General features: G+C 74.2%; 17 protein-coding genes. 6 read left to right on the top strand and 11 right to left on the bottom strand.

Translation table 11 applies throughout. The annotated features are described in order from the left end of the window. Entirely contained in the window at positions 1-2,199 is a 2,199-nt protein-coding gene (locus H596_RS0100870; protein ID WP_027283282.1) for a GumC domain-containing protein, read from the bottom strand. 125 nt (positions 2,200-2,324) lie between these two features. Between H596_RS0100870 and H596_RS0100865 the strand changes: the two genes are divergently transcribed. Both H596_RS0100865 and H596_RS19465 read left to right on the top strand, forming a co-directional pair. Continuing rightward, a complete protein-coding gene (locus H596_RS0100865) occupies positions 2,325-3,647 on the top strand; it encodes a lipopolysaccharide biosynthesis protein (protein ID WP_027283281.1) in 1,323 nt (440 codons plus the stop codon). Further along, a complete protein-coding gene (locus H596_RS19465) occupies positions 3,644-4,591 on the top strand; it encodes a glycosyltransferase family 2 protein (RefSeq protein WP_051212211.1) in 948 nt (315 codons plus the stop codon). Before H596_RS0100865 ends, H596_RS19465 begins: the two co-directional genes overlap by 4 nt. Positions 4,592-4,781: 190 nt before the next feature. Here H596_RS19465 and H596_RS19460 read toward each other — a convergent pair whose 3' ends face one another. The 3 genes from H596_RS19460 to H596_RS19450 are packed head-to-tail and all read right to left on the bottom strand — an operon-like array spanning position 4,782 to position 7,722. Beyond that, positions 4,782-5,804: a glycosyltransferase gene (locus H596_RS19460; protein ID WP_051212210.1), complete on the bottom strand. Its 1,023-nt coding sequence runs from the start codon at positions 5,802-5,804 to the stop codon at positions 4,782-4,784. A gap of 5 nt (positions 5,805-5,809) precedes the next feature. Then, positions 5,810-6,727, bottom strand: coding sequence for an NAD-dependent epimerase/dehydratase family protein (locus tag H596_RS22655; protein ID WP_051212209.1), 918 nt, complete (start codon positions 6,725-6,727; stop codon positions 5,810-5,812). Then, positions 6,727-7,722 (bottom strand): glycosyltransferase family 2 protein, encoded by a 996-nt coding sequence (locus H596_RS19450; protein WP_051212208.1) that lies wholly within the window; start codon positions 7,720-7,722, stop codon positions 6,727-6,729. The genes H596_RS22655 and H596_RS19450 overlap by 1 nt, the downstream gene beginning before the upstream one ends. A gap of 114 nt (positions 7,723-7,836) precedes the next feature. Between H596_RS19450 and H596_RS0100840 the strand changes: the two genes are divergently transcribed. Beyond that, complete coding sequence (locus tag H596_RS0100840) at positions 7,837-8,571, top strand: polysaccharide deacetylase family protein (RefSeq protein ID WP_169579838.1); 735 nt, start codon at positions 7,837-7,839, stop codon at positions 8,569-8,571. Further along, on the top strand, positions 8,568-9,848 hold the full coding sequence (locus H596_RS0100835; RefSeq protein ID WP_027283279.1) for an O-antigen ligase family protein: 1,281 nt from the start codon (positions 8,568-8,570) through the stop codon (positions 9,846-9,848). The genes H596_RS0100840 and H596_RS0100835 overlap by 4 nt, the downstream gene beginning before the upstream one ends. A 26-nt stretch (positions 9,849-9,874) precedes the next feature. On the opposite strand, the gene H596_RS19445 is transcribed toward H596_RS0100835, so the two are convergent. Genes H596_RS19445 through H596_RS0100815 form a run of 4 tightly spaced genes read right to left on the bottom strand, consistent with a single transcriptional unit; the run spans position 9,875 to position 14,465 of the window. Continuing rightward, entirely contained in the window at positions 9,875-11,284 is a 1,410-nt protein-coding gene (locus H596_RS19445; protein ID WP_084602473.1) for an FAD-binding oxidoreductase, read from the bottom strand. Beyond that, positions 11,281-12,642: an FAD-binding oxidoreductase gene (locus tag H596_RS0100825; protein WP_027283278.1), complete on the bottom strand. Its 1,362-nt coding sequence runs from the start codon at positions 12,640-12,642 to the stop codon at positions 11,281-11,283. The genes H596_RS19445 and H596_RS0100825 overlap by 4 nt, the downstream gene beginning before the upstream one ends. Beyond that, positions 12,635-13,444 carry a creatininase family protein gene (locus tag H596_RS0100820; protein WP_027283277.1) on the bottom strand — a complete coding sequence of 270 codons (810 nt, stop codon included), beginning with the start codon at positions 13,442-13,444 and terminating at the stop codon, positions 12,635-12,637. Before H596_RS0100820 ends, H596_RS0100825 begins: the two co-directional genes overlap by 8 nt. Before the next feature lie 7 nt (positions 13,445-13,451). Next, the gene (locus H596_RS0100815; RefSeq protein WP_037299464.1) at positions 13,452-14,465 is read right to left on the bottom strand and encodes an ABC transporter substrate-binding protein; all 1,014 of its coding nucleotides are present in this window, start codon (positions 14,463-14,465) and stop codon (positions 13,452-13,454) included. Between the two features lie 199 nt (positions 14,466-14,664). On the opposite strand from H596_RS0100815, the gene H596_RS0100810 reads away from it, so the two are divergent. Together H596_RS0100810 and uvrB are read left to right on the top strand one after the other, a co-directional pair. Next, on the top strand, positions 14,665-15,681 hold the full coding sequence (locus H596_RS0100810) for an aromatic ring-hydroxylating dioxygenase subunit alpha (protein WP_027283275.1): 1,017 nt from the start codon (positions 14,665-14,667) through the stop codon (positions 15,679-15,681). 136 nt (positions 15,682-15,817) lie between these two features. After that, positions 15,818-18,007, top strand: a complete 2,190-nt coding sequence (gene uvrB, locus H596_RS0100805) for an excinuclease ABC subunit UvrB (RefSeq protein WP_084602472.1) — start codon at positions 15,818-15,820, stop codon at positions 18,005-18,007. Here uvrB and H596_RS0100800 read toward each other — a convergent pair. Genes H596_RS0100800 through dxs form a run of 3 tightly spaced genes read right to left on the bottom strand, consistent with a single transcriptional unit; the run spans position 18,004 to position 21,021 of the window. Further along, positions 18,004-18,336 (bottom strand): FKBP-type peptidyl-prolyl cis-trans isomerase, encoded by a 333-nt coding sequence (locus H596_RS0100800; RefSeq protein ID WP_245583921.1) that lies wholly within the window; start codon positions 18,334-18,336, stop codon positions 18,004-18,006. The genes uvrB and H596_RS0100800 overlap by 4 nt on opposite strands. Positions 18,337-18,338: 2 nt before the next feature. Beyond that, positions 18,339-19,085: a TlyA family RNA methyltransferase gene (locus H596_RS0100795; RefSeq protein ID WP_027283272.1), complete on the bottom strand. Its 747-nt coding sequence runs from the start codon at positions 19,083-19,085 to the stop codon at positions 18,339-18,341. Positions 19,086-19,095: 10 nt separating this feature from the next. Beyond that, positions 19,096-21,021: a 1-deoxy-D-xylulose-5-phosphate synthase gene (gene dxs / locus H596_RS0100790; protein WP_027283271.1), complete on the bottom strand. Its 1,926-nt coding sequence runs from the start codon at positions 21,019-21,021 to the stop codon at positions 19,096-19,098. Between the last annotated feature and the right edge of the window lies 1 nt (position 21,022).

The raw sequence follows: 21,022 nt of genomic DNA, 5'->3' as shown, positions 1-21,022 counted from the left end.
TCAGCCCGCCTCCACGCCGACGAGCCGAGCAAGGCCGGGCGGCAGCACCCGGGCCTCGCCGGTGAAGACGAAGCCGGGCAGCGCCGCCCCGGCCGCGCGCAGCGCCTCCACCGCGGCCCGGGCCGCGGGCAGGGTGGTGGTGGCGGCGTTCACCACCGGCACCGTCGCGTCCGCCAGCGCCGCGAGGCGGCGCAGCGCATAGCTCTCGCCCGGCGGGCCGCCCACCATCAGGATCAGCTCGAACTCCCGCCGCAGCAGGCCGAGCAGCCGCTCGGCCTCGGCCATGCCGGCATGCGGGTCGGTCAGATGGCTGTGCTGGGACTCATTGGCCACCCAGAGCGTCTCGCAGGCGGTGGGGAAGGCCAGCACATGGCCCGGCACGCGCTCCTCCACCGGCTCGGGCGCGCCGCCCAGGGCGCGCAGATGCGCCGCGCCGTCGCTCTCCAGGTCGAGCAGCAGGGTGGGGCGGCGGGCGCGGGCGCCGGCCTCGAGCGCCAGGGCGCGGGCGAGACCCTGGCGTTCGTCCGCCCCCGCGCCGGCGGGCAGCAGCAGCACCGCCGCGCCCTCGCCGCGCCCGCGCCGGGCGTCGAGCAGCAGCGCCGCGAGCTCGGCCAGGGCCGGCTCCTCGCGCGGGGCCGGGCCGAGCGGCGGGAAGCCGGCCAGCGCCGGCAGGCCGAGCGTCTCCCGCGCCTCGGCCCGGGTGACGAGGCTGCGCCGCGTCGCCGTCAGCAGCAGCAGCAGCCCGCCCGAGAGGGTCAGGCCCCCGCTGAGCCCCGCGGCGGCGAAGAGCGGCGCTCGGCTCTCGCCCGAGAGCGGCGCGGTGGCGGGCTGCACCACCTGCACCGCCGCGCCGCCCGAGCGGCGGGCGTCCTCCTCCAGCCGCACCCCGGCCTCGCGGGTGGTGAAGGTGCGCAGGATGCCCTCCAGCGCGTCGCGCCGCCGTGTCAGGTCGCGCAGCACCGTCTCGGCGGAGAGCAGCGTGGCGCGGCGCTGCTCGGCCTCGGCGCGCAGGCGGCGCACCTCCTCGAGCTGCCGGCCGAGCGATTCCGCCTCGATCTGGAGCTGCGCCACCCGGGCGTTGAGCTGGTCCCAGGCGGGGTTGCGCACCTCGCGCCGGGTGGCGAAGCCGCTCTGCGCCAGGGTCTGCCGGGCGATGGCGATGCGCCCCTCCAGGTCGCGCAGCAGCGGGTCGCCGGGCGCGTAGTGGCGCTGCAGGTGCTCGCGCTCCTGCAGCAGCCGGGCGAGGGTGTTGCGGATTTCGTCATTGGGGCCGGCGGTGGCGGCGTCGCTGCCGGCGAAGACGCGCTCGGGCATCGCGGCCAGCGCCTGGCGCCCGGCGGCGAGCTGCGCCTCGGCCGCGGCGCGCTGCTCGCGCAGCGCGTTCTCGCGCAGCAGCAGCCCGTCCAGCCGGTTGGCGGCGAGGGCGATGTCCTGCGCGAGGTCGGTCACCTCGAAGCGCAGCTTGGCGGCGGCGATCTCGCGCTCCAGCTCGCGCAGCTCGGCGCTCTGGCGGCTCAGATCCTCGCCCAGCAGCCGGGCCGCGCCCTCGGCCAGCACCGCCCCGCGCTGGCGCAGATAGGCCTCGCCCACCGCGCGCACCAGGGCGATGGCGCGCTCGCGCTCGCTGGCGCGGGCGGTGAGGCGCAGGATGTTGGTGGAGGGCTCCGTCTCGGCCTTCACCAGCCGGCCCAGCGCCTCGGCGGCGAGGGCGAGCCGCGCCTCCGGCGTGGGGGGCGGGCGCCGCCAGGGCCAGAGGGAGGGCGAATCGATCCCCGGCAGCACGGTGGCGGGGCCCAGCCGCTCGGCGGCGGCGCGCAGCACGGGGGCGCTGGTGGCGATCTCCATCTCCGCCCGCACCACCTTGAGCTGCTCGACCGACATGACCATGGGCCCGAGCCCCGCGATGTCCTGCCCGCCCAGCGCCTCGCGGCTGACCTGGACGAGCATCGCCATCTCCGCCTGGAACAGGGGCGGGCGCAGCAGGGCGAGGCCGAGCCCTGCCGCCGTCGGCAGCAGGAAGGCGAGCAGCAGCGCGCGCCGCCGCAGCCAGGCGGTGGTGAGAAGCTGGGCCGGCGTGATCCGCGCCGCGGCGAGGGCGAGCAGGCCCGGCGCGGGGGGCGGGGTGGCGGCGGGGGGCGGCGCAGGCCGGGGCGAGGGCGGTCGCGCCAGCCTCCCTGCCTCCTGCGCGAGTTCCGACATGCCGCCGAGCGCTCCCGATGGCCCCCATGGCCCTGGGCGCAACATGGCGGAAGCGGCGCGGCGGCGCAAAGCGCCCGGGGCCGGCGCTCTCGCCGGGCGCGGGGCGGCTGGTCTAGCCTCGGCGCGTGAGCCCGCCCGCCGCCCCGCGCCCGCCCGCCCGCCCCCCCCGGGGCTTCGCGCGCGTGAGCGGCTGGCGCGCGCGCCTCGCCCGGCTGCTGCCCGAGCGCGCCCTGGCGCGCGATGGGGGCATCCTGTTCGGCGGCTTCTCGGTGCAGCTCCTGCTGCAGGTGGGCTGGCTGCTGCTGGCGCTGCGCGTCCTGGGCCCGGAGGGCTATGGGCTCTTCGTCGGGCTGACGGCGGTGACCATCGCCGCCTCCTACCTCGCCGGGCCTGGCTGCGAGCAGTTGCTGATCCGCCGCGTCGCGGGCGATGCGACGGCGATGCCCCGGGCCTTCGGCGCGGGGCTCACCGCCATCATCCTCACCGGGCTGCCGCTCGGGGCGCTGTTCCTGTGGCTGCTGCCGGCCATCGGGCTCGCGGCGATCGGGCCGCTGGCGCTCGGCGCCATCCTGCTGGCGGATCTCCTGCTCGGCCGTGTGGCGAACCTCTGCGCGGCGGTGTATCTCGCCACCGGCGCGGCGCAGCGGCAGAGCCTCGCCATGGTGGCGCTGAGCGCCACGCGCTGCGCGGCCATCGCGCTGGCCGGGGCGCTGCCGGGGCCGCTCGACCTGCAGGCCTGGGCCTGGTGGTATGCGGCCTCGGCGCTGCTGGGCGCGGGGCTCTGCCTCGGGCTGGTGCTGCGCGACCACGGCGCGCCGGTCTTCCCCGCCCGCCCCGGGGAGTGGCGCGACGGCGCGGCCTTCGCCGCCGAGGCGAGCCTGACCGCGGCCGCGGCCGATCTCGACAAGCCGCTGGTGCTCGCCCTGGCCGGGCCCGTGGCGGCGGGGCATTACGCGGCGGCGGCGCGCATCATCGGCACGCTGCTGCTGCCCATGCGCGCGCTGGGCTATGCGGTCTATGGCCGGCTGTTCCGGCTGGGGGAGGCGGATCGTGGCGGCAGCCTGGACTATGCGCGGCGGGTGCGGCCGGTGACGCTGGGCCTCGGCCTCGCCGCGGCGCTGGGCGTGCTGGCCTTCGCCGATCTCGTGCCGCTGCTGCTCGGGCCCGGCTATGAGGATCTGCCGCTGCTGCTGCGGCTGTTCTGCCTCTTGCCGCTGGCGCAGGCGCTGTTCGCGCTCGGGGCGGATGTGCTGAGCGCCACCCGGCTGCAGCCGGTGCGCCTCGCCCTTGTCGGGGCCTCGCTGGCGATGACGCTGCTGCTGTGCTGGGCGGTGCTGCCCTGGGCGGGGGCGGAGGGGGCCGCCCTGGCGCGCAGCCTGGTGGCGCTGGCCGCGGCCGGGGCGGTGTGGCTCCTGCTGCGCCGGCTGCTGCCCGGGGGCGCGGCATGAGCGCCGCGCCCGAGCCGCCGCCCATCCTCAGCGTGGTGGTGCCCTGCTTCGACCGGATGGAGCTGCTCGCGCGCAGCCTCGCCGCCATCGCCGACCAGCGCCTGCCCGGGGGGCAGGGGTTCGAGATCGTCGTGGCCGACAACCACCCCGACTCCCCCGCCCGCGCCCTGGCGGCGCGCTTCGGGGCGGTGCATGTGGCCGCCGCCCCGCACCGCAACATCGCCGCCGCGCGCAACCGCGGCGTGGCGGCGGCGCGCGGCCGCTACATCGCCTTCATCGACGACGACGAGGCGCCCGAGCCAGGCTGCCTCGCCGCCCATCTCGCCCTGCTGGAGCGCAGCGGCGCCGATGCCAGCTTCGGCCCCAAGGAGCCCGCCTTCGAGACCGGCGCGCCGCCCGACTGGGACCCGGAGGGCCATTACTTCCGCACCGATCTCGGCCTGCCCGAGGGCGCGGTGCTGGACCCGCTGGCCTGGTGGCATGGCGGCGGGCGCGGCATGGGCGCGGGCAATTCCATGATGCGGCGCGCCACCTGCCTCGCCGGCCCCGCCCCCTTCGACGAGGTGCTGGGCCGCGCCGGCGGCGAGGACACGGAGCTGCTCTTCCGCCTGGCGCGGCAGGGGCGGCGCTTCCTCTGGTGCCCCGCGGCGCGGGTGGTGGAGATGAACCTCGCGGGCCGCCTCTCGGCCGACTATATGCGCGCGCGGCTGGGGCGCAGCGCGCGGCACGGCGCGATCCACCGGGTGCGCTCCGCGCGGTGGCCCTGGCTGACGCGGCTCGCGGTCTGGACGCTGGGGCTGGGGCAGGCGGCGGTGCATGGGGCGCTCTGGGCGCTCACCGCCGGCGGCCCGCCCGCGCGGCGGATGCGCCACCGCTTCGGCGTGGCGAAGGGGCTGGGCAAGCTCGGCCTCGGCACGGGGCTGGATTTCGTGCGCGAGGGGTAGGCGATGCGGGCGGCGGCCCCTCCCGTATCATACCAGCGGCCGCTGATTTCGACTCCTGAGGGGCCGGTGCAGCCGCTGGTATGCCTTTGTTTTGGCGCGCAGCCGCCACACCGGGTCCCATCGAAGCAAAGCTTCGATGGGTGCCCGCCAACCCTGCGCGCCATACGGTCGGCATGTCATGCCGACCGTATCACCACTCCCCCCGCGCCAGACGGTCCAGCTCCGCCGCGAGCGGCGCGGCGCTCGCCTCGAAGGTGAAATGCGCGAGCGCATGGGCGCGCGCGGCCTCCCCCAGCCGGCGGCGCAGCGCCGCATCCTCCCACAGCCGAAGAATGGCGGCCGCCAGCGCCGCCTCGTCGCGCGGCGGCACCAGCAGCCCGGTCTCGCCATCCGCCACGTAGTCTTCGCTGCCGATGCCGCGCGTGGCGACCACGGCGCGGCCCAGCATCATGGTCTCCACGATCGTCACCTGGCCCGAGGCGGTGCTGTCATTGTCCACCGGCACCACGTTCACCCGCGCGCGCTGCGCCAGGGCGTGGCATTCCTCGAGCGAGAGGTGGGAGCGCAGCGCCACATGCGCGGGAAGCTCGAGCCCCTCCAGCGCATGCGGCCCCGCCACGATCACCCCGGGCAGGCCGAGCCGCGCCAGGGCCCGCAGCAGCGTGGCGTAGTCGCGCCGCGCCGTGCCCATGGCGAGGACGAAGGGCGCTTCTTCTTCCTCGGGCAGGGAGGGCGCGAGGGGCCGCACCGAGAAGGGGAGGAAGACGAAGCGCTCCCGCGGCAGGCCGAGCAGCGCGGCGTAGCTCTCGACCTCGCGGCGCGAATGCACGACGAGCCGCCCCACCCCCGCGAGCCCCGCCCGCGCCAGCCGCGCGCGCCAGCCGCCATAGGCGCGGCCCAGGTTGAAGCTCCAGCACAGGATGGGCCGCCGCCCGCCGGTCAGCCGGTTGAACAGGCCGAGGAAGACCGGAAGCTGCGGGAAGGCCGTTACGATCCCCACCGGCTGGCGCGGATCGCGCGCCGCCGCCCGCCAGCCGCGCCAGGCATGGCGCAGATAGTCGAGCCATTGCCGCGCGCTGGTGCGCGGGCGCGAGCGGTCATGCGCGTAATCGGCCGGGATCAGGTCGAAGACGTGCCGCCCGGGCGGGATGTGGTCCGTCATCCAGGGCATGCGCGGGGCGCGCTGCGAGGGATAGACGATCTTCCAGCGCATCGCCCTCATTCCCGCGGCCGCAGCGCGGCCAGGCTTTCGGCCAGCCCCTCGTCGAGCCCGATGCGCGGCGCCCAGCCCAGCGCGGCCTCGGCCTTCTCCCAGGGGTAGCGGGCGCGGCGGCGGAAGAGCGCGAGCTCGCCCGCGCCCGGCGACTCGCGCAGCGCCGCCGGCAGCAGGGGCGCGAGCGGCGGCAGGGCGCGCGCCAGCGCCTTGACCGGCAGGGCGAGCCGCGCCCGCCAGGCGAGCTCGGCCGGCGAGAGCGGCCGCGGCGCGAGGCCGAGCCCGGCCGCCAGCCGCGCGAGATACTCGTTCCACGTCACCGGCGCCGGCCCGCCGAGGTTGTAGAGCCCGGGCGGGCCCGTCAGCGCCAGCGCGATGGCCTCGGCCACGTCGCGCACATGCACGAGGTCCGCGAGGCCCTCGCCCGCCGCGCCGAGGGGGCCCAGCGCGCCGAGCGCGAGCCGCCGCGCCATGCGGCCGATCCAGAGCGGGTCGCCGGGGCCATAGACCAGGGCGGGGCGCAGGATCACCACCTCGAAATCGGTCACGGCCTCCACCAGCGCCTCCGCCTCGGCCTTCCAGCGCCCATAGGCGGAATCGCCGGGAGCGCGGGGGGTGTCCTCGCGCACCGCGCCCTCGGCCGCGCCATAGACCGCGACGGAGCTGAGATGGACGAAGCGCCGCACCCCGGCGGCGCGGGCGGCGGCGAGGAGGTTGGCCGTGCCCTCCACGATGCTCGCCCGCCCCTCCACCGCGGCGTGCACCACCGCCTCCACCCCCGCCAGCGCCGGGGGCAGCGTCTCGGGCCGCGTCACGTCGAGGCCGCTGCGGCGCGAGGCGGCGCGGACGCTGTGCCCGGCGGCGAGGCGCGCGCAGGCGGCGCGGCCGATGAAGCCATGGCCCCCGGTGACGAGCACCCGCATCAGCCCGGCGCCCCGCGCAGGAAAAGCCGCCAGAGCGAGACGGGCCCGCCGCCCGCCGGCAGCGCGTAGAGCCCCGTCAGCGCGCGCCAGCGCAGCTTGCCCAGCGCCGAGGCGAGGGCGAGGCGCAGCGCCGGCCGCGCCTCGGCCCGCGCGAGGGCGAGGCGGAGCGCCCCCAGCGCCGCCTGGGCCGCGCCCAGGGCCAGCAGCCGCGCCTCGGTGCGCCAGGGCGCGGCGCTGTTCTTGCGCGTCACCGCCACGAAGACCTGCCCGCCGGTGAAGGCGCGCAGCAGCGCGTAGTCGAACCCCTGGCGCGAGGCCGGCACCCATTCGCCCACCGGGAAGCCGGTGCGCCAGAGGAAGCGCGCGCCGCGCCGCTCGGCGCGCAGGAACAGGTCGAGATCCTCGCCCCCGCTGCGGCCGAAGGCGGGGTCGAAGGGCTCGGGGTCCATCAGGCAGGCGGCGCGGCTCAGCACCGCGTTGGCCGCGCCCATCACGGCGCGGCGCGAGCGGCGCGGCCCGCCGATGAACAGGCGCGCCCCGTCCGGCTCCCCCGTCTCGCGCGAGAAGAAGCGGCCCTCGGGGTCGAAGGGCGGGGGCGCGCCGCCCTCGTAGCGCGCGCGGACGGGGCCGAAGAAACCCTCGGCCCCGCCGGCCGCGATGGCCTCCAGCACGCCGCCCACCCAGTCGTTCAGCAGCTCGGAATCATCGTCGAGGAAGGCCACCCAGGGGGCGCGGCTGGCCGCCACGCCGGCGTTGCGCGCCACCGAGATCGAGGCGGGCTGGGCGTGGCGCAGCACCAGCCCGGGCAGCAGCGCCGCGCGCAGCGCGGCGAGCAGGGGCAGCGCACCGGCCTCGGGGCTGTTGTCCACCACCACCACCTCCACCGGCCGCCCGGCGCAGAGCGGGGCCAGGGCGCGGAGCAGCGCCTCCAGCGGCGCGTTGCGGCGGAAGGTGCAGATCACGACGGAGAGCAGCGGCGGCGCCGCGTCGGTCATGGGGGAAGCGGGGCTCCAGGCGGGCGGCGAGGATCGCCGGGATGCGGCCGGGCTGGCAGCCATGGCTGGGCGGGCCGCGGGGCGCGCGGCATGATGCGGGCGGAGGCGATGGGGATGCTGGATCGGCTGCGGCGGCGATGGCGGGGGGAGCTGGCGAAGCGCGCCGCGCGCTTCCCGGCGAGGCTCGCGCTGGACCGGCCCACCCTCTCCCTCACCTTCGACGATTTCCACGTCACCGCCGCCGAGACCGGCGCGGCGGTGCTGGAGGCCGCGGGGGTGCGCGGCAGCTTCTACGTCAATGGCGGCACCATCGGCGGGATGGGCGAGCTCGGCCCCTCGGGCGACGAGGCGCGGCTGCGCGCCGTGCATGCGGCGGGGCACGAGATCGGCTGCCACAGCTTCTCCCACGCCGACCTGTTCCGGCTGGACGCCGCGGGAATCGGCGCGGAGATGGACCGCAACGCGCAATGGCTGGCCGCGCGGCTGGGTGCGCGGCCGGTGAGCTTCGCCTACCCCTATGGCCGCACGCCGCTGCGCGCCAAGCGGGCGGCCATGGCGGGCTATCGCGCCGCGCGCGGCGTGCAGCCGGGCCTCAACGCGGGCGAGATCGACCTCGCCTACATCCGCGCCGCGCCGCTGGAGAGCGCCCGACGCGACCGCGAGCTGCTGGCGCGCATGATCGCCGAGGCGGCGGAACGCCGCGCCTGGCTCGTGCTCTACACCCATGACGTGCAGCCCGCGCCCGGCCCCTATGGGGTGACGCCCGATGATCTCGACTGGGTGCTGCGCGCCGCGCTGGCCGCGGGCTGCGCGGTGCGGCCGCTCGGCGAGGTGGTGGCGGGGCCGTGAGCGGCGCGGCGGCGCTGGCGGCGCCCGCGGCGGGCGGGCTGCGTGCGCGGCTCGGCCTGCTCTTCTGCGGCTTCGGCATCTACTACTACCTCGACGCGCAGATCCCCTTCCTCCGCCAGGCGGAGGGGGTGACGGCGGGCTCCGATCCGGTGAACGCGGCCGTGCAGCTCCTGCTGCTGGCGGTGGGGCTCGGCTATGCGCTGCGCGAGCCGCGCGGCATGGCACGGACGCTGCGCGAGGCGCTGCCCTTCCTCGGGCTGCTCGCGCTCGCGCTGCTCTCGGTGCTGTGGTCGCAGGCGCCGGGCGCGACCTTCCGGCGCTGCGTGGGGCTGGCCACGCAGTTCCTCTTCGCCTTCCTGCTGTTCCGCCACCTCGGCTTCGCCGCCTTCCAGCGGCTGACGCTGATCGTGGTGCTGGTGGCGGGGGGCATGAGCCTCGCCACCGCCGCGCTCGATCCCGCCACCGGCTTCGACACGGGCGACTACGCGAACGCGGTGCGCGGCGTCTTCCTGCAGAAGAACAATTTCGGCGGGGCGCTGCTCGCGGGCGCCTTCGCGCTCTCCTACCTGGTGCTGCGGCGCGGCGCGCTGGCCTGGCGGGATGCGGCGGCGGCGCTGCTGCTGCTCGGGCTGCTCGCCCTCTCGCGCTCGGCCACCTCGGCGGTGCTGGCGCTGCTGGTGATGGGGCTCACCCTCGCGCTGCTCTGGCTGCGGCGGGGCGGGCTGGCGGCGGGGCTCGCGCTGCTGGGCGCGGGGGCGGCAGCCACGCTCGGGCTGGCGTTCGTCGCGGCCTTCGGCGAGGCGGGCGTGTTCGAACTGCTCGGCCGCGACGAGACGCTGACGGGGCGCACCGATGTCTGGCGGGCGGTGGACCGCGCCATCGCCGAGCGGCCCTGGCTCGGCCATGGCTTCGCCGCCTTCTGGGTGGCCGGCGCGCGGCCGATGGAGCTGATCTGGCTGGAGCTGGGCTGGCCCGCCCCCGACTCCCACCACGGGCTGCGCGACATCGCGCTGCAGCTCGGCCTGCTCGGGCAGGGGGCGGTGCTGCTGGTGGCCGGCGCCACCGCCGTGCTGGCCCTCGTGCGGCTCGGCGGGCCGCGGCGGGTGCTGGGCCTCTGGACGCTGATGGTGCTGCTGGCGGCCGCCATCCGCGCGCAGACCGAGGCGAATCTGCTGCGCGGGGATTTCCTGCTGCTCGTCTGGGTCATGGCCTGGCTTGCGCTCGTCAGCCGCCAGGGGGAGGGGGCAGGCGGCGCAACCCAGGGGCCGCTGGGATGATACGGGCGGCGTCGCCGCCGCCCGGATCACTCCAGCACCTCCTCCGCCTCCGGCGCCTCGCCGAACAGATAGACCTTGCGCGGGCGCGCGGGCGTCCAGTCCGGATCGTCCCAGGCGATCATCTTGCCCGGGTTGAGCAGGCCGAGCGGGTCCGCCTCGCGCTTGAAGGCGAGCTGCGTGGCGTCCACATGCTTCATCCCGCCCTCCTCCAGCGTGTAGGCGTGCGGGTTGAAGATGGGCGCGCCCGCCTCCTCATGGAGGCGGATGATCTCGGCCAGACGCTCCTCCGTGCTGAAGCGGACGAGCTGCAGGCCGAAGCAGCACACCTCCCCGCCGAAGCGCACGTATTCGAGGTGCATGGGCACCTCATCGCCGAACATCGCGTGCATCTTCTCGACCAGCGCGAGATGCCCGGGTGCGGCGAAGAGCGTCTGCAGATAGGTCACGCTGCGGTCGGTCTTGAGCACCTGCAGCGTGGTGTGGTTCCAGGAATGCTCGTAGGCGGGCACCGCGGCGTCCTCGGTGCGGATGCGCCATCGTTCCACGCCCTTGTGGCGGGCCAGAACGGGCGCCACCGTCTCGATGTAGGGCGGGGCGAGCATGGCGAGCACCACCGCCTCGCCCTCGGGAATCAGCCCCTCATAGGCCTTGAAGTGCCGCTGCGGGATGGGCGCGTCGAGCACGCAGACGAGCTTCTTCACCACCCCGTCCATGCGCGTCAGCGCGTCGCCGAAGCGCGCGGCGTCCATGAAGCTCGGGAAGCCGTAGATCAGGTCCACCCAGTCCTCGGCGGGGGCGAGCGGCAGCTCCACCTCGGTGATCACGCCGTTGGTGCCATAGGCGTGGTTGGCCTTCTCGACCTCCGTCCCGCGCAGCTCCAGCACGCGCGGCGCGGCCTCCATCGTCACCACGCGCAGGCCGAGCACATTGCCCGGCTCGCGCAGGATGCCCCAGGTGCAGGAGCCGATGCCCGAGCTGCCGCCGGCGATGAAGCCGCCGATGGTGGCGGTGCGCCGCGTCGAGGGATGGAAGCGCAGCTCCCCGCCCACCGCCGCGCGGGTGTGGCGGTCCATCTCCAGCAGCTTCGCCCCCGCCTGCGCGCGCACGAGCCCGGGCCTCGCCCAGAGCACCCGGTTCATCTCGGAGAGGTCGAGCACCACGCCGCCCTCCAGCGGCATGGCCTGGCCGTAGTTGCCCGTGCCCGCCCCGCGCGGCGTGACGGGGATGCGCCGGGCATGGCAGGCGGCGAGGATCGCGATCACCTCCTCCTCGCTGCGCGGCAGCGCCACCGCATCGCCCTTCGCGCCGTTCAACTGCCGCTTGAGCACCGGGCTGTACCAGAAGAAGTCGCGCGATTTCTGCCGCACCAGCGCCGGGTCGGTGATCCAGGCGATGTCGGGCAGCGCGGCCATCAGGCCGGCGATGTCGTGGCTCATGCGGCGTCGTCCTCGGCGGGCGTGAAGTCCCGCATCTTGCCGGGGTTGAGCAGGCCGAGCGGGTCCGTCCTCCGCTTGAAGCCGAGCTGGTCGCCCGGCACGCGGCGATAGCCGGAACCCTCCTCGATGGTGAAGACATGCGGGTTGGCGATGCCGATGCCGAGCGCCTCGAAGCCGGCCATGATCTCGGCCAGGCGCTCGGCCCCGCGCCAGCGGATCACGGGCAGCGCCGTCATGGTCAGCCGCCCGCCGAAGCGCACGCATTCGGCGTGCATCCACACCTCGTCGGGGAAGAGGGCGGTGGCGGCCTCCACCGCCTCGACGGTGCCCTCGAAGGGGAAGCGGCATTGCAGGTAGGTCACGCCGCGATCCTTCTTCAGCACCTGCAGCGTGGTGTGGTTCCAGCAGTATTCGTAGAAGGGCGTGGCGTCCGGATCGCGCTCGGCGGCCAGCGTGTCCTGCTCGGCCACCAGCGCGCCGCCGTGCTCGCGCGCCATGTCCCGCAGCGCGATCATGCCCGCGGACGTGACCATGGCGAGAACGAGGGCCCGGCCCTGCGGCACGCGCTCGGCGAGGCCGCGGAAGAAGGGCGCGAAGACCGGCTGGAAGGCCGCGCACATCTTCTTCGCGACGCCATCGGCCAGCGCCAGCGCATGGGCGAAGCGCAGCGCCGCGCCGAAATCGGGAAAGGCGAGGCCCACATCCCGCCAGGGCTGCGCGGGCGCGAGCGGAATCCGCACCCGCGTGATGACGCCCGTGGTGCCATAGGTGCGGTTCACCGGATTCGCCGCATCGCCCGAGAGATCGAGGATGGCCGGCGGATCCTGCATGGTGGCGACGCGCACGCCATTGAGGTTGCCGCGCTCGCGCATCGTGCCGTGCGCGATGCCGCCCACCCCCGCGCCGCCCCCGGCCACGAAGCCGCCGATGGTGGCGCTGCGCTTGGTGCTGGGCCAGAGCCGCAGCTCGAAGCCGCGCTCGCGCGCCCAGAGGTCGAGGTCGATCAGCCGCGCGCCGGCCTCCGCCTCCAGAACGCCGTCTTCCAGCGCGATCGGCGCCGTCATCGCCGTCATGTCGAGCAGCACGCCGCCCTCGAGCGGCACGCATTGCCCGTAGTTGCCCGTGGCGCCGCCGCGCACCGTCACCGGCACGCCCTGCGCGCGCGCCGCGGCCAGCACGCGCAGCACCTCCTCCTCGCTGCGCGGCTGGGCCCAGAGCTCGGCCGCCTTGCCGTCGAGGCGCTGCTTCAGGATGGGGCTGTACCAGTAGAAGTCGCGGCTCTTGAGGCGCAGCAGGGCGCGGTCGTCGTCGTGCGGCACATCGCCGAGCGCCGCCTTCAGCGCGGCGATGTCACGCATGGGGCGTGGCGCCGAGCCAGGCGGCGATGTCGAAGCGCCGCACCTCCTCCAGCATCGCGGCGATCCTGCCGGCCGCGTGGTCCAGGATGGCCTCGCCCGCCTCGGCCGTGGCGCGTCCGGCGTCGCCCACCGCGCCGGCGGCGTTGAGGTCCTGCGCCTGCCAGGCGATGGCCGCGCCGCCGCCGGGGATGAGGTGCGGCGCCGCGTTCTCCGCCACCATCCAGGCGGAGGGGAAATCCCGCGCCTTCGTCATGTCCACGAGATCGGGCCGCAGGGCGAGCATGGCGCTCGTTTCCACGAAGCCCGCGTGGATGCCGTAGCGCGCCTCCAGCGGCGGCACGAGCCCGGGCGGCATGCCGAAGCGCGACCACATGGCGCCGACGCAGAACAGCCCGCACTCGATGCGCAGCCGCCGCGCCACGATGTCCATGATCTGCAACTGCCCGCCATGGCTGTTCAGCAGCACCAGCCGCTTCACCCCCGCGCGCGCGACGGAATGGCCGATCTCTGTCCAGAGCGCGATCAGCGTCTCGGGCGTGGAGGTGAGCGTGCCGGGGAAGCGCAGATGCTCCACCGAGCAGCCCACCGCCTGGGTGGGCAGCACCAGCACGGGGAACTCGGCGGGCAGGCGGTCCAGCACGCGGGCGAGCACGCCCTCGTTCAGCACCGCATCCACCGCGACGGGCAGATGCGGGCCGTGCTGCTCGATGGCGGCCACGGGCAGCACGGCCACCGTGTCCTCCGGCAGGGCGGCGAAGGCGGTCCAGGGCAGGTCGCGCCAGAAGCGCGTGGGAAGGGTCATGCGGAGGTCAGGCCCTCAGGTCGGATGCCGGAGGGAGGTAGCGCGGATCGTAGATCTCGTTCCAGGCCATGGGGCGGGCGATGTTGAAGGCCTCGCGCACCATGTCGATGCCGCGCTGCAGCCGCGTCGTGTCCACCTGGCCGAAGCCGTTGGCGCGGACATGGGGGGTGAAGGTGAGCTGCTCCAGCGCCATGCGCAGACGCGCCGTCTCGAGCGGCACGTCGGTCAGCGGCTCGCGCCGGCGCAGCACCTCGATGGCGCCCGGCGTGTCGTTCAGCGATTCGTACTGCGCGCGCACCAGGCCGCGGATCAGCCCCGTCACGGCCTGCGGGTTCGCCTCGGCCCAGCGGCGGGTCGTCAGCAGCGAGGTGGCGAAGAAATCCGCGCCGTATTCGTTGTAGCGGAAGGTCACGATGTCCTGCTCGGGAATGCCGAGGCCGCGCAGCGAGAAGATGCCCGAGGTGATGAAGCCCGTGATCGCCTGGGCGCGGCCCTGCGCCAGCATCGGCTCGCGCAGCGGCGGCGCGACGGACATCCAGCGCACGCTCGCGGCGTCGAAGCCGGCGGCCTTGGCGAAGGCGGGGAAGAGCTGGCGGCCCGCATCGGCGTCCGGCGCGGCGATGGTCTTGCCCGCGAGGTCGCGCGGATGGGCGATGTTCTCGCGCCGCAGCGTCATCGCCGCCAGCGCCGTGGCGTCGTAGATCAGGAAGGGCGAGAAGATGTCCGCCTGCGGGTTCTCCAGCCGGATGCGGATGGAGGGGTTGATGTCGGCCACCCCCACGTCGAAGGCCCCGCCCAGGATCTTCACCGGCACGTCGCCGGAGCCGAAGCCGCGCTCCATCGTCACGTTCAGCCCCTCGCGCCGGAAATGCCCGCGCTCCAGCGCCACCAGGAAGGCCGCCTGCGGGCCCTGGAAGGCCCAGTCGAGGGAGAAGCGCACGTTCACGAGGTTCTGCGCGTGGACGGCGGGGGCGGCGAGGGGCGAGAGCGCGGCAAGGCGAAGGGCGGTGCGGCGATGCATGGCGGGGCCTCCTGTCACGCCGCGCTTCTAGCAGCGCGCGGGGGGCCCGCGCCCGGGCGCGAGGCGGCCGGTTGCGCGCGGCGCGGGCGGGGCTGCCCAAGGCGGCGGCAGAACCGGCCGCGCCCCGCCGAGTCCCGCGCCATTCTCCGCGCCGGAACCGCCGCGCCCGCGCTAGCCTTGCGCGAGAGGAGGCCACCCCATGCTCGCCACCGCCACGCCGCTGCTGCGCCGCTTCTGGTATCCGCTCATGCCGCTCGCGACGCTGGCCGACGGGCCCCGGCCCTTCCGCCTGCTCGGGCAGGATCTCGTGCTCTGGCTCGATGGCGACGGAGAACCCGCCGTGATGGAGGATCGCTGCTGCCACCGCACGGCGAAGCTCTCCAAGGGATTCTACCAGGATGGCCGCCTCGCCTGCGGCTATCATGGCTGGGAGTTCGGCCGCGACGGGCGGGTGCTGCGCATCCCCCAGCTTCCGCCCGAGCGGCAGAATGCGGGCCGCATGGGCAGCCGCGCCTATCGCGCCGCCGCGCGCTACGGCTACATCTGGGGCGCGCTGGAGGAGCCGCTCTTTCCCATCCCCGATTTCGAGGAGGAGGCCGAGGGCTTCCGCCGCATCGACGAGTTCTACGAGGTGTGGAACTGCGCCGGGCTGCGCGTGATGGAGAACAGCTTCGACAACGCGCACTTCTCCTTCGTGCATCGCGCGAGCTTCGGCGACCAGGGCCACCCCGAGCCCGCGAAGCTCGAGATCGAGGAACACCCCGACGGCTTCCTGATGCTGACCGAGGTGCCCGTCCGCAATCCCGAGATCCAGAAGAAAGTGCTGAAGATGGAGAGCGACACCACGGTGCGCTCCATGCGCGGCCGCTGGTACATGCCCTTCCTGCGCAAGCTGCGCATCCGCTACCCCAACGGGCTCTCGCACAGCATCGTCACCGCCGCGACGCCGATCGACGACCGCACGAGCCAGATCGTGCAGTTCGTCTATCGCAACGACACCGAGGCCGAGGCGAAGGCGGAGGATGTGATCGCCTTCGACCGGCTGGTGACGGAGGAGGACCGCGACATCCTCGAAAGCACCGACCCCGATGTGCCGCTCGAGCAGGCCGGGCGCGAATACAACATGCCGAGCGACCGGCCCGGCGTGCTGATGCGCCGCATGCTCTCCGCCCTGCTGGCGCGCGAGGGGGGCGCGCCGCTCCGCGCCTCGGCGTGATGCGGGCCGGGTTGGCGGGCGGCGGCGTGCGGACCGCGGCCACCCCGCCTTCCCCACCCGGCGAAGCCGGCAGCGCCCCGCGCGGCCTTCGCCCCGGCGCTTCCCGAACCGGCCCGACCACCCCCATATGGCGGGCATGAACCTCATCGCCCCCGCGGTGTTCCAGCCCATCCGCCAGCCCATGCCGCAGCATGGCGGGCGGCTTCGCGTCGTCAGCCCCTTCGCGCCCAATGGCGATCAGCCGCGCGCCATCGAGGAGCTGGTGCGCGGCATCGAGGCCGGCGAGCGCGACCAGGTGCTGCTCGGCGTCACCGGCTCGGGCAAGACCTTCACCATGGCGAAGGTGATCGAGGCGGTGCAGCGCCCCACCCTCATCCTCGCGCCCAACAAGACCCTGGCCGCGCAGCTCTACGGCGAGATGAAGAGCTTCTTCCCCGACAACGCGGTGGAGTACTTCGTCTCCTACTACGACTACTACCAGCCGGAGGCCTATGTCCCGCGCACCGACACCTACATAGAGAAGGACAGCCAGATCAACGAGCAGATCGACCGGATGCGCCACAGCGCCACCCAGGCGCTGCTCGAGCGGCGGGATGTGGTGATCGTCGCCTCCGTCTCCTGCATCTACGGCATCGGCTCGGTCGAGACCTACTCGAACATGGTGGTGAAGCTCGAACTGGGCGGGCGCATCGCGCGCGAGGCGCTGCTCAAGGGCCTCGTCGAGCAGCAGTATCGCCGCAACGACGCCGCCTTCCAGCGCGGCGCCTTCCGCGTGCGCGGCGAGACCATCGACATCTGGCCCGCGCATCTGGAGGACCGCGCCTGGCGCATCTCGCTCTTCGGCGACGAGGTGGAGTCCTTGCGCGAGTTCGATCCGCTGACGGGCGAGATCACCGGCCAGTTCGAGCGAGTCTCGATCTACGCGAACAGCCACTATGTGACGCCGCGGCCCACGCTCACCCAGGCCATCGGCCGCATCAAGGCGGAACTGAAGGAGCGCCTCGCCGAGCTGGAGCGCGAGGGGAAGCTGCTCGAGGCGCAGCGGCTCGAGCAGCGCACCACCTTCGACATCGAGATGATGGAGACGACGGGGAGCTGCAAGGGAATCGAGAACTACAGCCGCTACCTCTCCGGCCGGAACCCGGGCGAGCCGCCGCCCACCCTGTTCGAATACCTGCCCGAGGGCGCGCTGCTCATCGTGGACGAGAGCCACGTCACCGTGCCGCAGATCGGCGGCATGTTCCGCGGCGACTTCAACCGCAAGTCCATCCTCGCCGAATACGGCTTCCGCCTGCCCTCCTGCACCGACAACCGGCCGCTGAAGTTCGAGGAGTGGGACGCCTTCCGCCCGCAGACCATCTTCGTCAGCGCCACCCCCGGCCCCTGGGAGATGGAGCGCACCGGCGGCGTCTTCGCCGAGCAGGTGATCCGCCCGACCGGCCTCGTGGACCCCGTCTGCGAAATCCGCCCCGTCGAGGGCCAGGTGGACGACCTGCTGGCCGAGGTGAAGGCCGTGGCGGCGAAGGGCGGGCGCACCCTCGTCACCACGCTCACCAAGCGCATGGCCGAGCAGCTCACGGAATACCTCACCGAGATGGGCGTGCGCGTGCGCTACCTGCACTCCGACGTGGACACGCTGGAGCGCATCGAGATCATCCGCGACCTCCGCCGCGGCGTCTTCGACGTGCTGGTGGGCATCAACCTGCTGCGCGAGGGGCTCGACATCCCCGAATGCGCGCTGGTGGCGATCCTGGATGCCGACAAGGAGGGCTTCCTGCGCTCCACCACCTCGCTGATCCAGACCATCGGCCGCGCGGCGCGCAACGCCGAGGGCCGCGTGGTGCTCTACGCCGACCGCATGACCGACAGCCTGCGCCGCGCGCTGGAGGAGACGGAGCGCCGGCGCGCGAAGCAGATCGCCTGGAACGCGGCGCACGGCATCACGCCGAAGACGATCCAGCGCGAGATCGCCGATGTGCTGAAGGATGTCTCGCAGGGCGACTACGTGACGGTCGAGGCGGTGGAGGGCGACGCCGCCGCGCAGTTCGTCGGCAAGGATCTGCGCGCCACCATCGCCGAGCTCGAGCGCCAGATGCGCGCCGCCGCGGCCGATCTCGAGTTCGAGACGGCCGCGCGGCTGCGCGACGAGATCAAGCGGCTGGAGGCGCTCGATCTCGGCCTCCCCGGCCAGGCGCTCTCGCCCAACGCGGCCGGGCGCAGCCTGCGCGAGGCCACGCCGAGGAAGGACTGGGCGCCGAAGCCGCTCGGGCCCGGCGGCGGGGGCTATGACCCGAAGCCCAAGGGCCGCCGCCGCAAGGGCCCTTAACCGACGGCCAGCAGCTCCACCTCGAAGACCAGCGTGGCGTTGGGCGGGATCACCCCGCCCGCCCCGCGCGCGCCATAGCCCATCTCGGGCGGGATGGTCAGGCGGCGATGCCCGCCCACGCGCATGCCCGCCACGCCACGGTCCCAGCCGGCGATGACGCGCCCCTCGCCGAGCGGGAAGGCGAAGGGCTCGCCGCGATCGCGCGAACTGTCGAACTTGCGGCCCTTCGTCTCGGGCGCCTTGGGGTCGTGCAGCCAGCCCGTGTAGTGCACCTCCACCCGCTTGCCGGCCAGCGCCATCGCGCCCTCGCCCGTGGTGAGGTCTTCCATCTTCAGAGGCATGGTGCCGACTCCCTGGTTGCGGCGATGAGGAATTCGCGGTTGCCCTCGGGGCCCAGGATGGGCGAGGGCTCCACTCCCAGAACGCGCCAGCCGGGCTGCTCCGCCCACCAGGCGGCGATCTCGCGGCAGAGGCGCGCATGCACCGCGGCGTCGCGCACCACCCCGCCCTTGGCGATGGCCGGGCCCACCTCGAACTGCGGCTTGATGAGCGCCACCGCCCAGGCGCCGGGCGCGCAGAGCGCCATGGCGGCGGGCAGCACGATGCGCAGGCCGATGAAGCTCGCATCGCACACCAGCGCGGAAATGGGCTCGGGGATCAGGCGCGCGTCCAGGTAGCGGGCGTTCACCCGCTCCATCACCACCACGCGCGGGTCGTTGCGCAGCTTCCAGGCGAGCTGCCCATGCCCCACGTCCACCGCATAGACCCGCGCGGCGCCGTGATGCAGCAGCACATCCGTGAAACCGCCCGTGGAGGCGCCCACGTCCAGCGCCACGCGCCCCTCCGGCGAGAGCCCGAAATGCGCCAGCGCGTGCGCCAGCTTCACGCCGCCGCGCGAGACCCATGGGTGGTCCTGCCCGCGCAGCTCCAGCGGGCGGCCTTCGGCGATGGTCTCGCCCGGCTTGTCGATGCGCCGCCCGCCCGACCAGACGAGGCCCGCCATGATGAGCGCCTGCGCGCGGCTGCGCGATTCCGCGAGCCCGCGCTCGACCAGCGCGACGTCGGCGCGCTGCTTCACGCGCCCCTCGTCAGGCCGTGGCGGGCACCGCCAGCGCCTCCTTGCCGAGCGCCGAGAGCGCCATCGCCACGATGTGCGGCGCGTTCAGCCCCGCGATGTCGTACTGCTTCTTCGGGCTGTCGTGGTCTATCCAGATGTCGGGCAGCGTCATCGGGCGCAGCTTGAGCCCGCGGTCGAGCAGCCCCTTCAGCGCCAGGTGGTGCATCACCAGCCCGCCGAAGCCGTTCACGCTGCCCTCCTCGATGGTGATGAGCACCTCGTGATGCCGCGCGAGCTGCTCGACGAGCGCGGTGTCGAGCGGCTTGGCGAAGCGCGCATCGGCCACGGTGCAGGAGAGGCCGTAGGTGGCCAGCTCGTCCGCGGCCTTCAGGCATTCGGGCAGCCGCGCGCCGTAGCTGAGGATGGCGATGTTCGCGCCCTCGCGCAGCACGCGCCCCTTGCCCAGCGGCAGCACGCGCCCGCGCGCCGGCAGCGGCTCGAGCCCCAGCCCCTCGCCGCGGGGATAGCGCACGCCCGAGGGCGCGTCGTCGATCGCGGCCATGGTGGCGACCATGTGCGCGAGCTCGATCTCGTCCGCCGCCGCCATCAGCACGAAGCCGGGCAGGCAGCCGAGATAGGCGATGTCGAAGCTGCCCGCATGGGTCGCGCCGTCGGCCCCCACCAGCCCCGCGCGGTCCATCGCGAAGCGCACCGGCAGGCTCTGCAGCGCCACGTCGTGGACCACCTGGTCGTAGCCGCGCTGGAGGAAGGTGGAATAGATGGCGCAGAAGGGCTTGAGCCCCTCCGTCGCCATGCCCGCAGCGAAGGTGACGGCGTGCTGCTCGGCGATGCCCACGTCGAAGCAGCGCTTCGGGAAGCGCTTGGCGAAGAGGTCGAGCCCGGTGCCCGAGGGCATGGCGGCGTTCACGGCCACGATGCGCTCGTCCGCCTCGGCCTCGGCGATGAGGGACTGCGCGAAGACCTTGGTGTAGGTGGGCGGGCCGGGCGGGGCCTTCTGCTGCTCGCCGGTGACGACGTTGAACTTCACCACGCCGTGATACTTGTCGGCGCTCGCCTCGGCGGGGGCGTAGCCCTTGCCCTTCTGCGTCACCGCATGCAGCAGGAAGGGCCCCTCATGGCCGGAATCGCGCAGGTTGCGCAGCACCGGCAGCAGGTGGTCGAGGTTGTGCCCGTCCACCGGGCCCACGTAGTAGAAGCCCAGCTCCTCGAAGAGCGTGCCGCCGGTCAGCAGGCCGCGGGCGTATTCGTCCGCGCGCTCGGCGGCGCGCTTCAGCGGCGCGGGGAAGGCCTTGGCCATCTTGCCCATGAACTCGCGCACCGAGAGGAAGGGGCGCGAGGAGATGGTGCGCGAGAGATAGGCGCTCATCGCGCCCACGGGCGGCGCGATGGACATGTCGTTGTCGTTGAGGATGACGATGAGCTTCGACTTCAGCGCGCCCGCATTGTTCATCGCCTCATAGGCCATGCCCGCGGACATGGAGCCGTCGCCGATGATGGCGATCACGTGGTTGTCGCGCTTCTGCAGGTCCCGCGCCACCGCCATGCCGAGCCCGGCGGAGATGGAGGTGGAGGAGTGCGCGGCGCCGAAGGGGTCGTATTCGCTCTCGCTGCGCTTGGTGAAGCCGGAGAGGCCGCCGCCCTGGCGCAGGGTGCGGATGCGGTCGCGCCGGCCCGTCAGGATCTTGTGCGGGTAGGCTTGGTGGCCCACGTCCCAGATCAGCCGGTCGCGCGGGGTGTCGAAGATGGCGTGCACGGCCACCGTCAGCTCCACCACGCCGAGCGAGGCGCCCAGATGCCCGCCGGTGACCGAGACGGCGCTGATCGTCTCGGCGCGCAGCTCGTCCGCCACCTGCTTGAGCTGGTCGTGGGAGAGGTTCTTGAGGTCGGCGGGGGAGCGCACCCTGTCGAGCAGCGGGGTGGCGGGGCGGTCGGCCATG

The organism is Rubritepida flocculans DSM 14296 (assembly GCF_000425365.1).
GTDB classification, from domain to species: Bacteria; Pseudomonadota; Alphaproteobacteria; order Acetobacterales; family Acetobacteraceae; genus Roseococcus; species Roseococcus flocculans.
This window is presented reverse-complemented; position numbering and strand designations above follow the sequence as displayed.

Bases quoted from the DNA above. Each gene is read 5' to 3' on its own strand.
- H596_RS0100825 (WP_027283278.1), bottom strand. From the start codon at position 12,642: ATGCGTGACATCGCCGCGCTGAAGGCGGCGCTCGGCGATGTGCCGCAC.
- uvrB (WP_084602472.1), top strand. From the start codon at position 15,818: ATGAACCTCATCGCCCCCGCGGTGTTCCAGCCCATCCGCCAGCCCATG.
- H596_RS19465 (WP_051212211.1), top strand. From the start codon at position 3,644: ATGAGCGCCGCGCCCGAGCCGCCGCCCATCCTCAGCGTGGTGGTGCCC.
- H596_RS19460 (WP_051212210.1), bottom strand. From the start codon at position 5,804: ATGCGCTGGAAGATCGTCTATCCCTCGCAGCGCGCCCCGCGCATGCCC.
- H596_RS0100815 (WP_037299464.1), bottom strand. From the start codon at position 14,465: ATGCATCGCCGCACCGCCCTTCGCCTTGCCGCGCTCTCGCCCCTCGCC.
- H596_RS22655 (WP_051212209.1), bottom strand. From the start codon at position 6,727: ATGCGGGTGCTCGTCACCGGGGGCCATGGCTTCATCGGCCGCGCCGCC.
- dxs (WP_027283271.1), bottom strand. From the start codon at position 21,021: ATGGCCGACCGCCCCGCCACCCCGCTGCTCGACAGGGTGCGCTCCCCC.
- H596_RS0100870 (WP_027283282.1), bottom strand. From the start codon at position 2,199: ATGTCGGAACTCGCGCAGGAGGCAGGGAGGCTGGCGCGACCGCCCTCG.
- H596_RS0100840 (WP_169579838.1), top strand. From the start codon at position 7,837: ATGCTGGATCGGCTGCGGCGGCGATGGCGGGGGGAGCTGGCGAAGCGC.
- H596_RS19445 (WP_084602473.1), bottom strand. From the start codon at position 11,284: ATGAGCCACGACATCGCCGGCCTGATGGCCGCGCTGCCCGACATCGCC.
- H596_RS0100800 (WP_245583921.1), bottom strand. From the start codon at position 18,336: ATGGAAGACCTCACCACGGGCGAGGGCGCGATGGCGCTGGCCGGCAAG.
- H596_RS19450 (WP_051212208.1), bottom strand. From the start codon at position 7,722: ATGACCGACGCGGCGCCGCCGCTGCTCTCCGTCGTGATCTGCACCTTC.
- H596_RS0100810 (WP_027283275.1), top strand. From the start codon at position 14,665: ATGCTCGCCACCGCCACGCCGCTGCTGCGCCGCTTCTGGTATCCGCTC.
- H596_RS0100820 (WP_027283277.1), bottom strand. From the start codon at position 13,444: ATGACCCTTCCCACGCGCTTCTGGCGCGACCTGCCCTGGACCGCCTTC.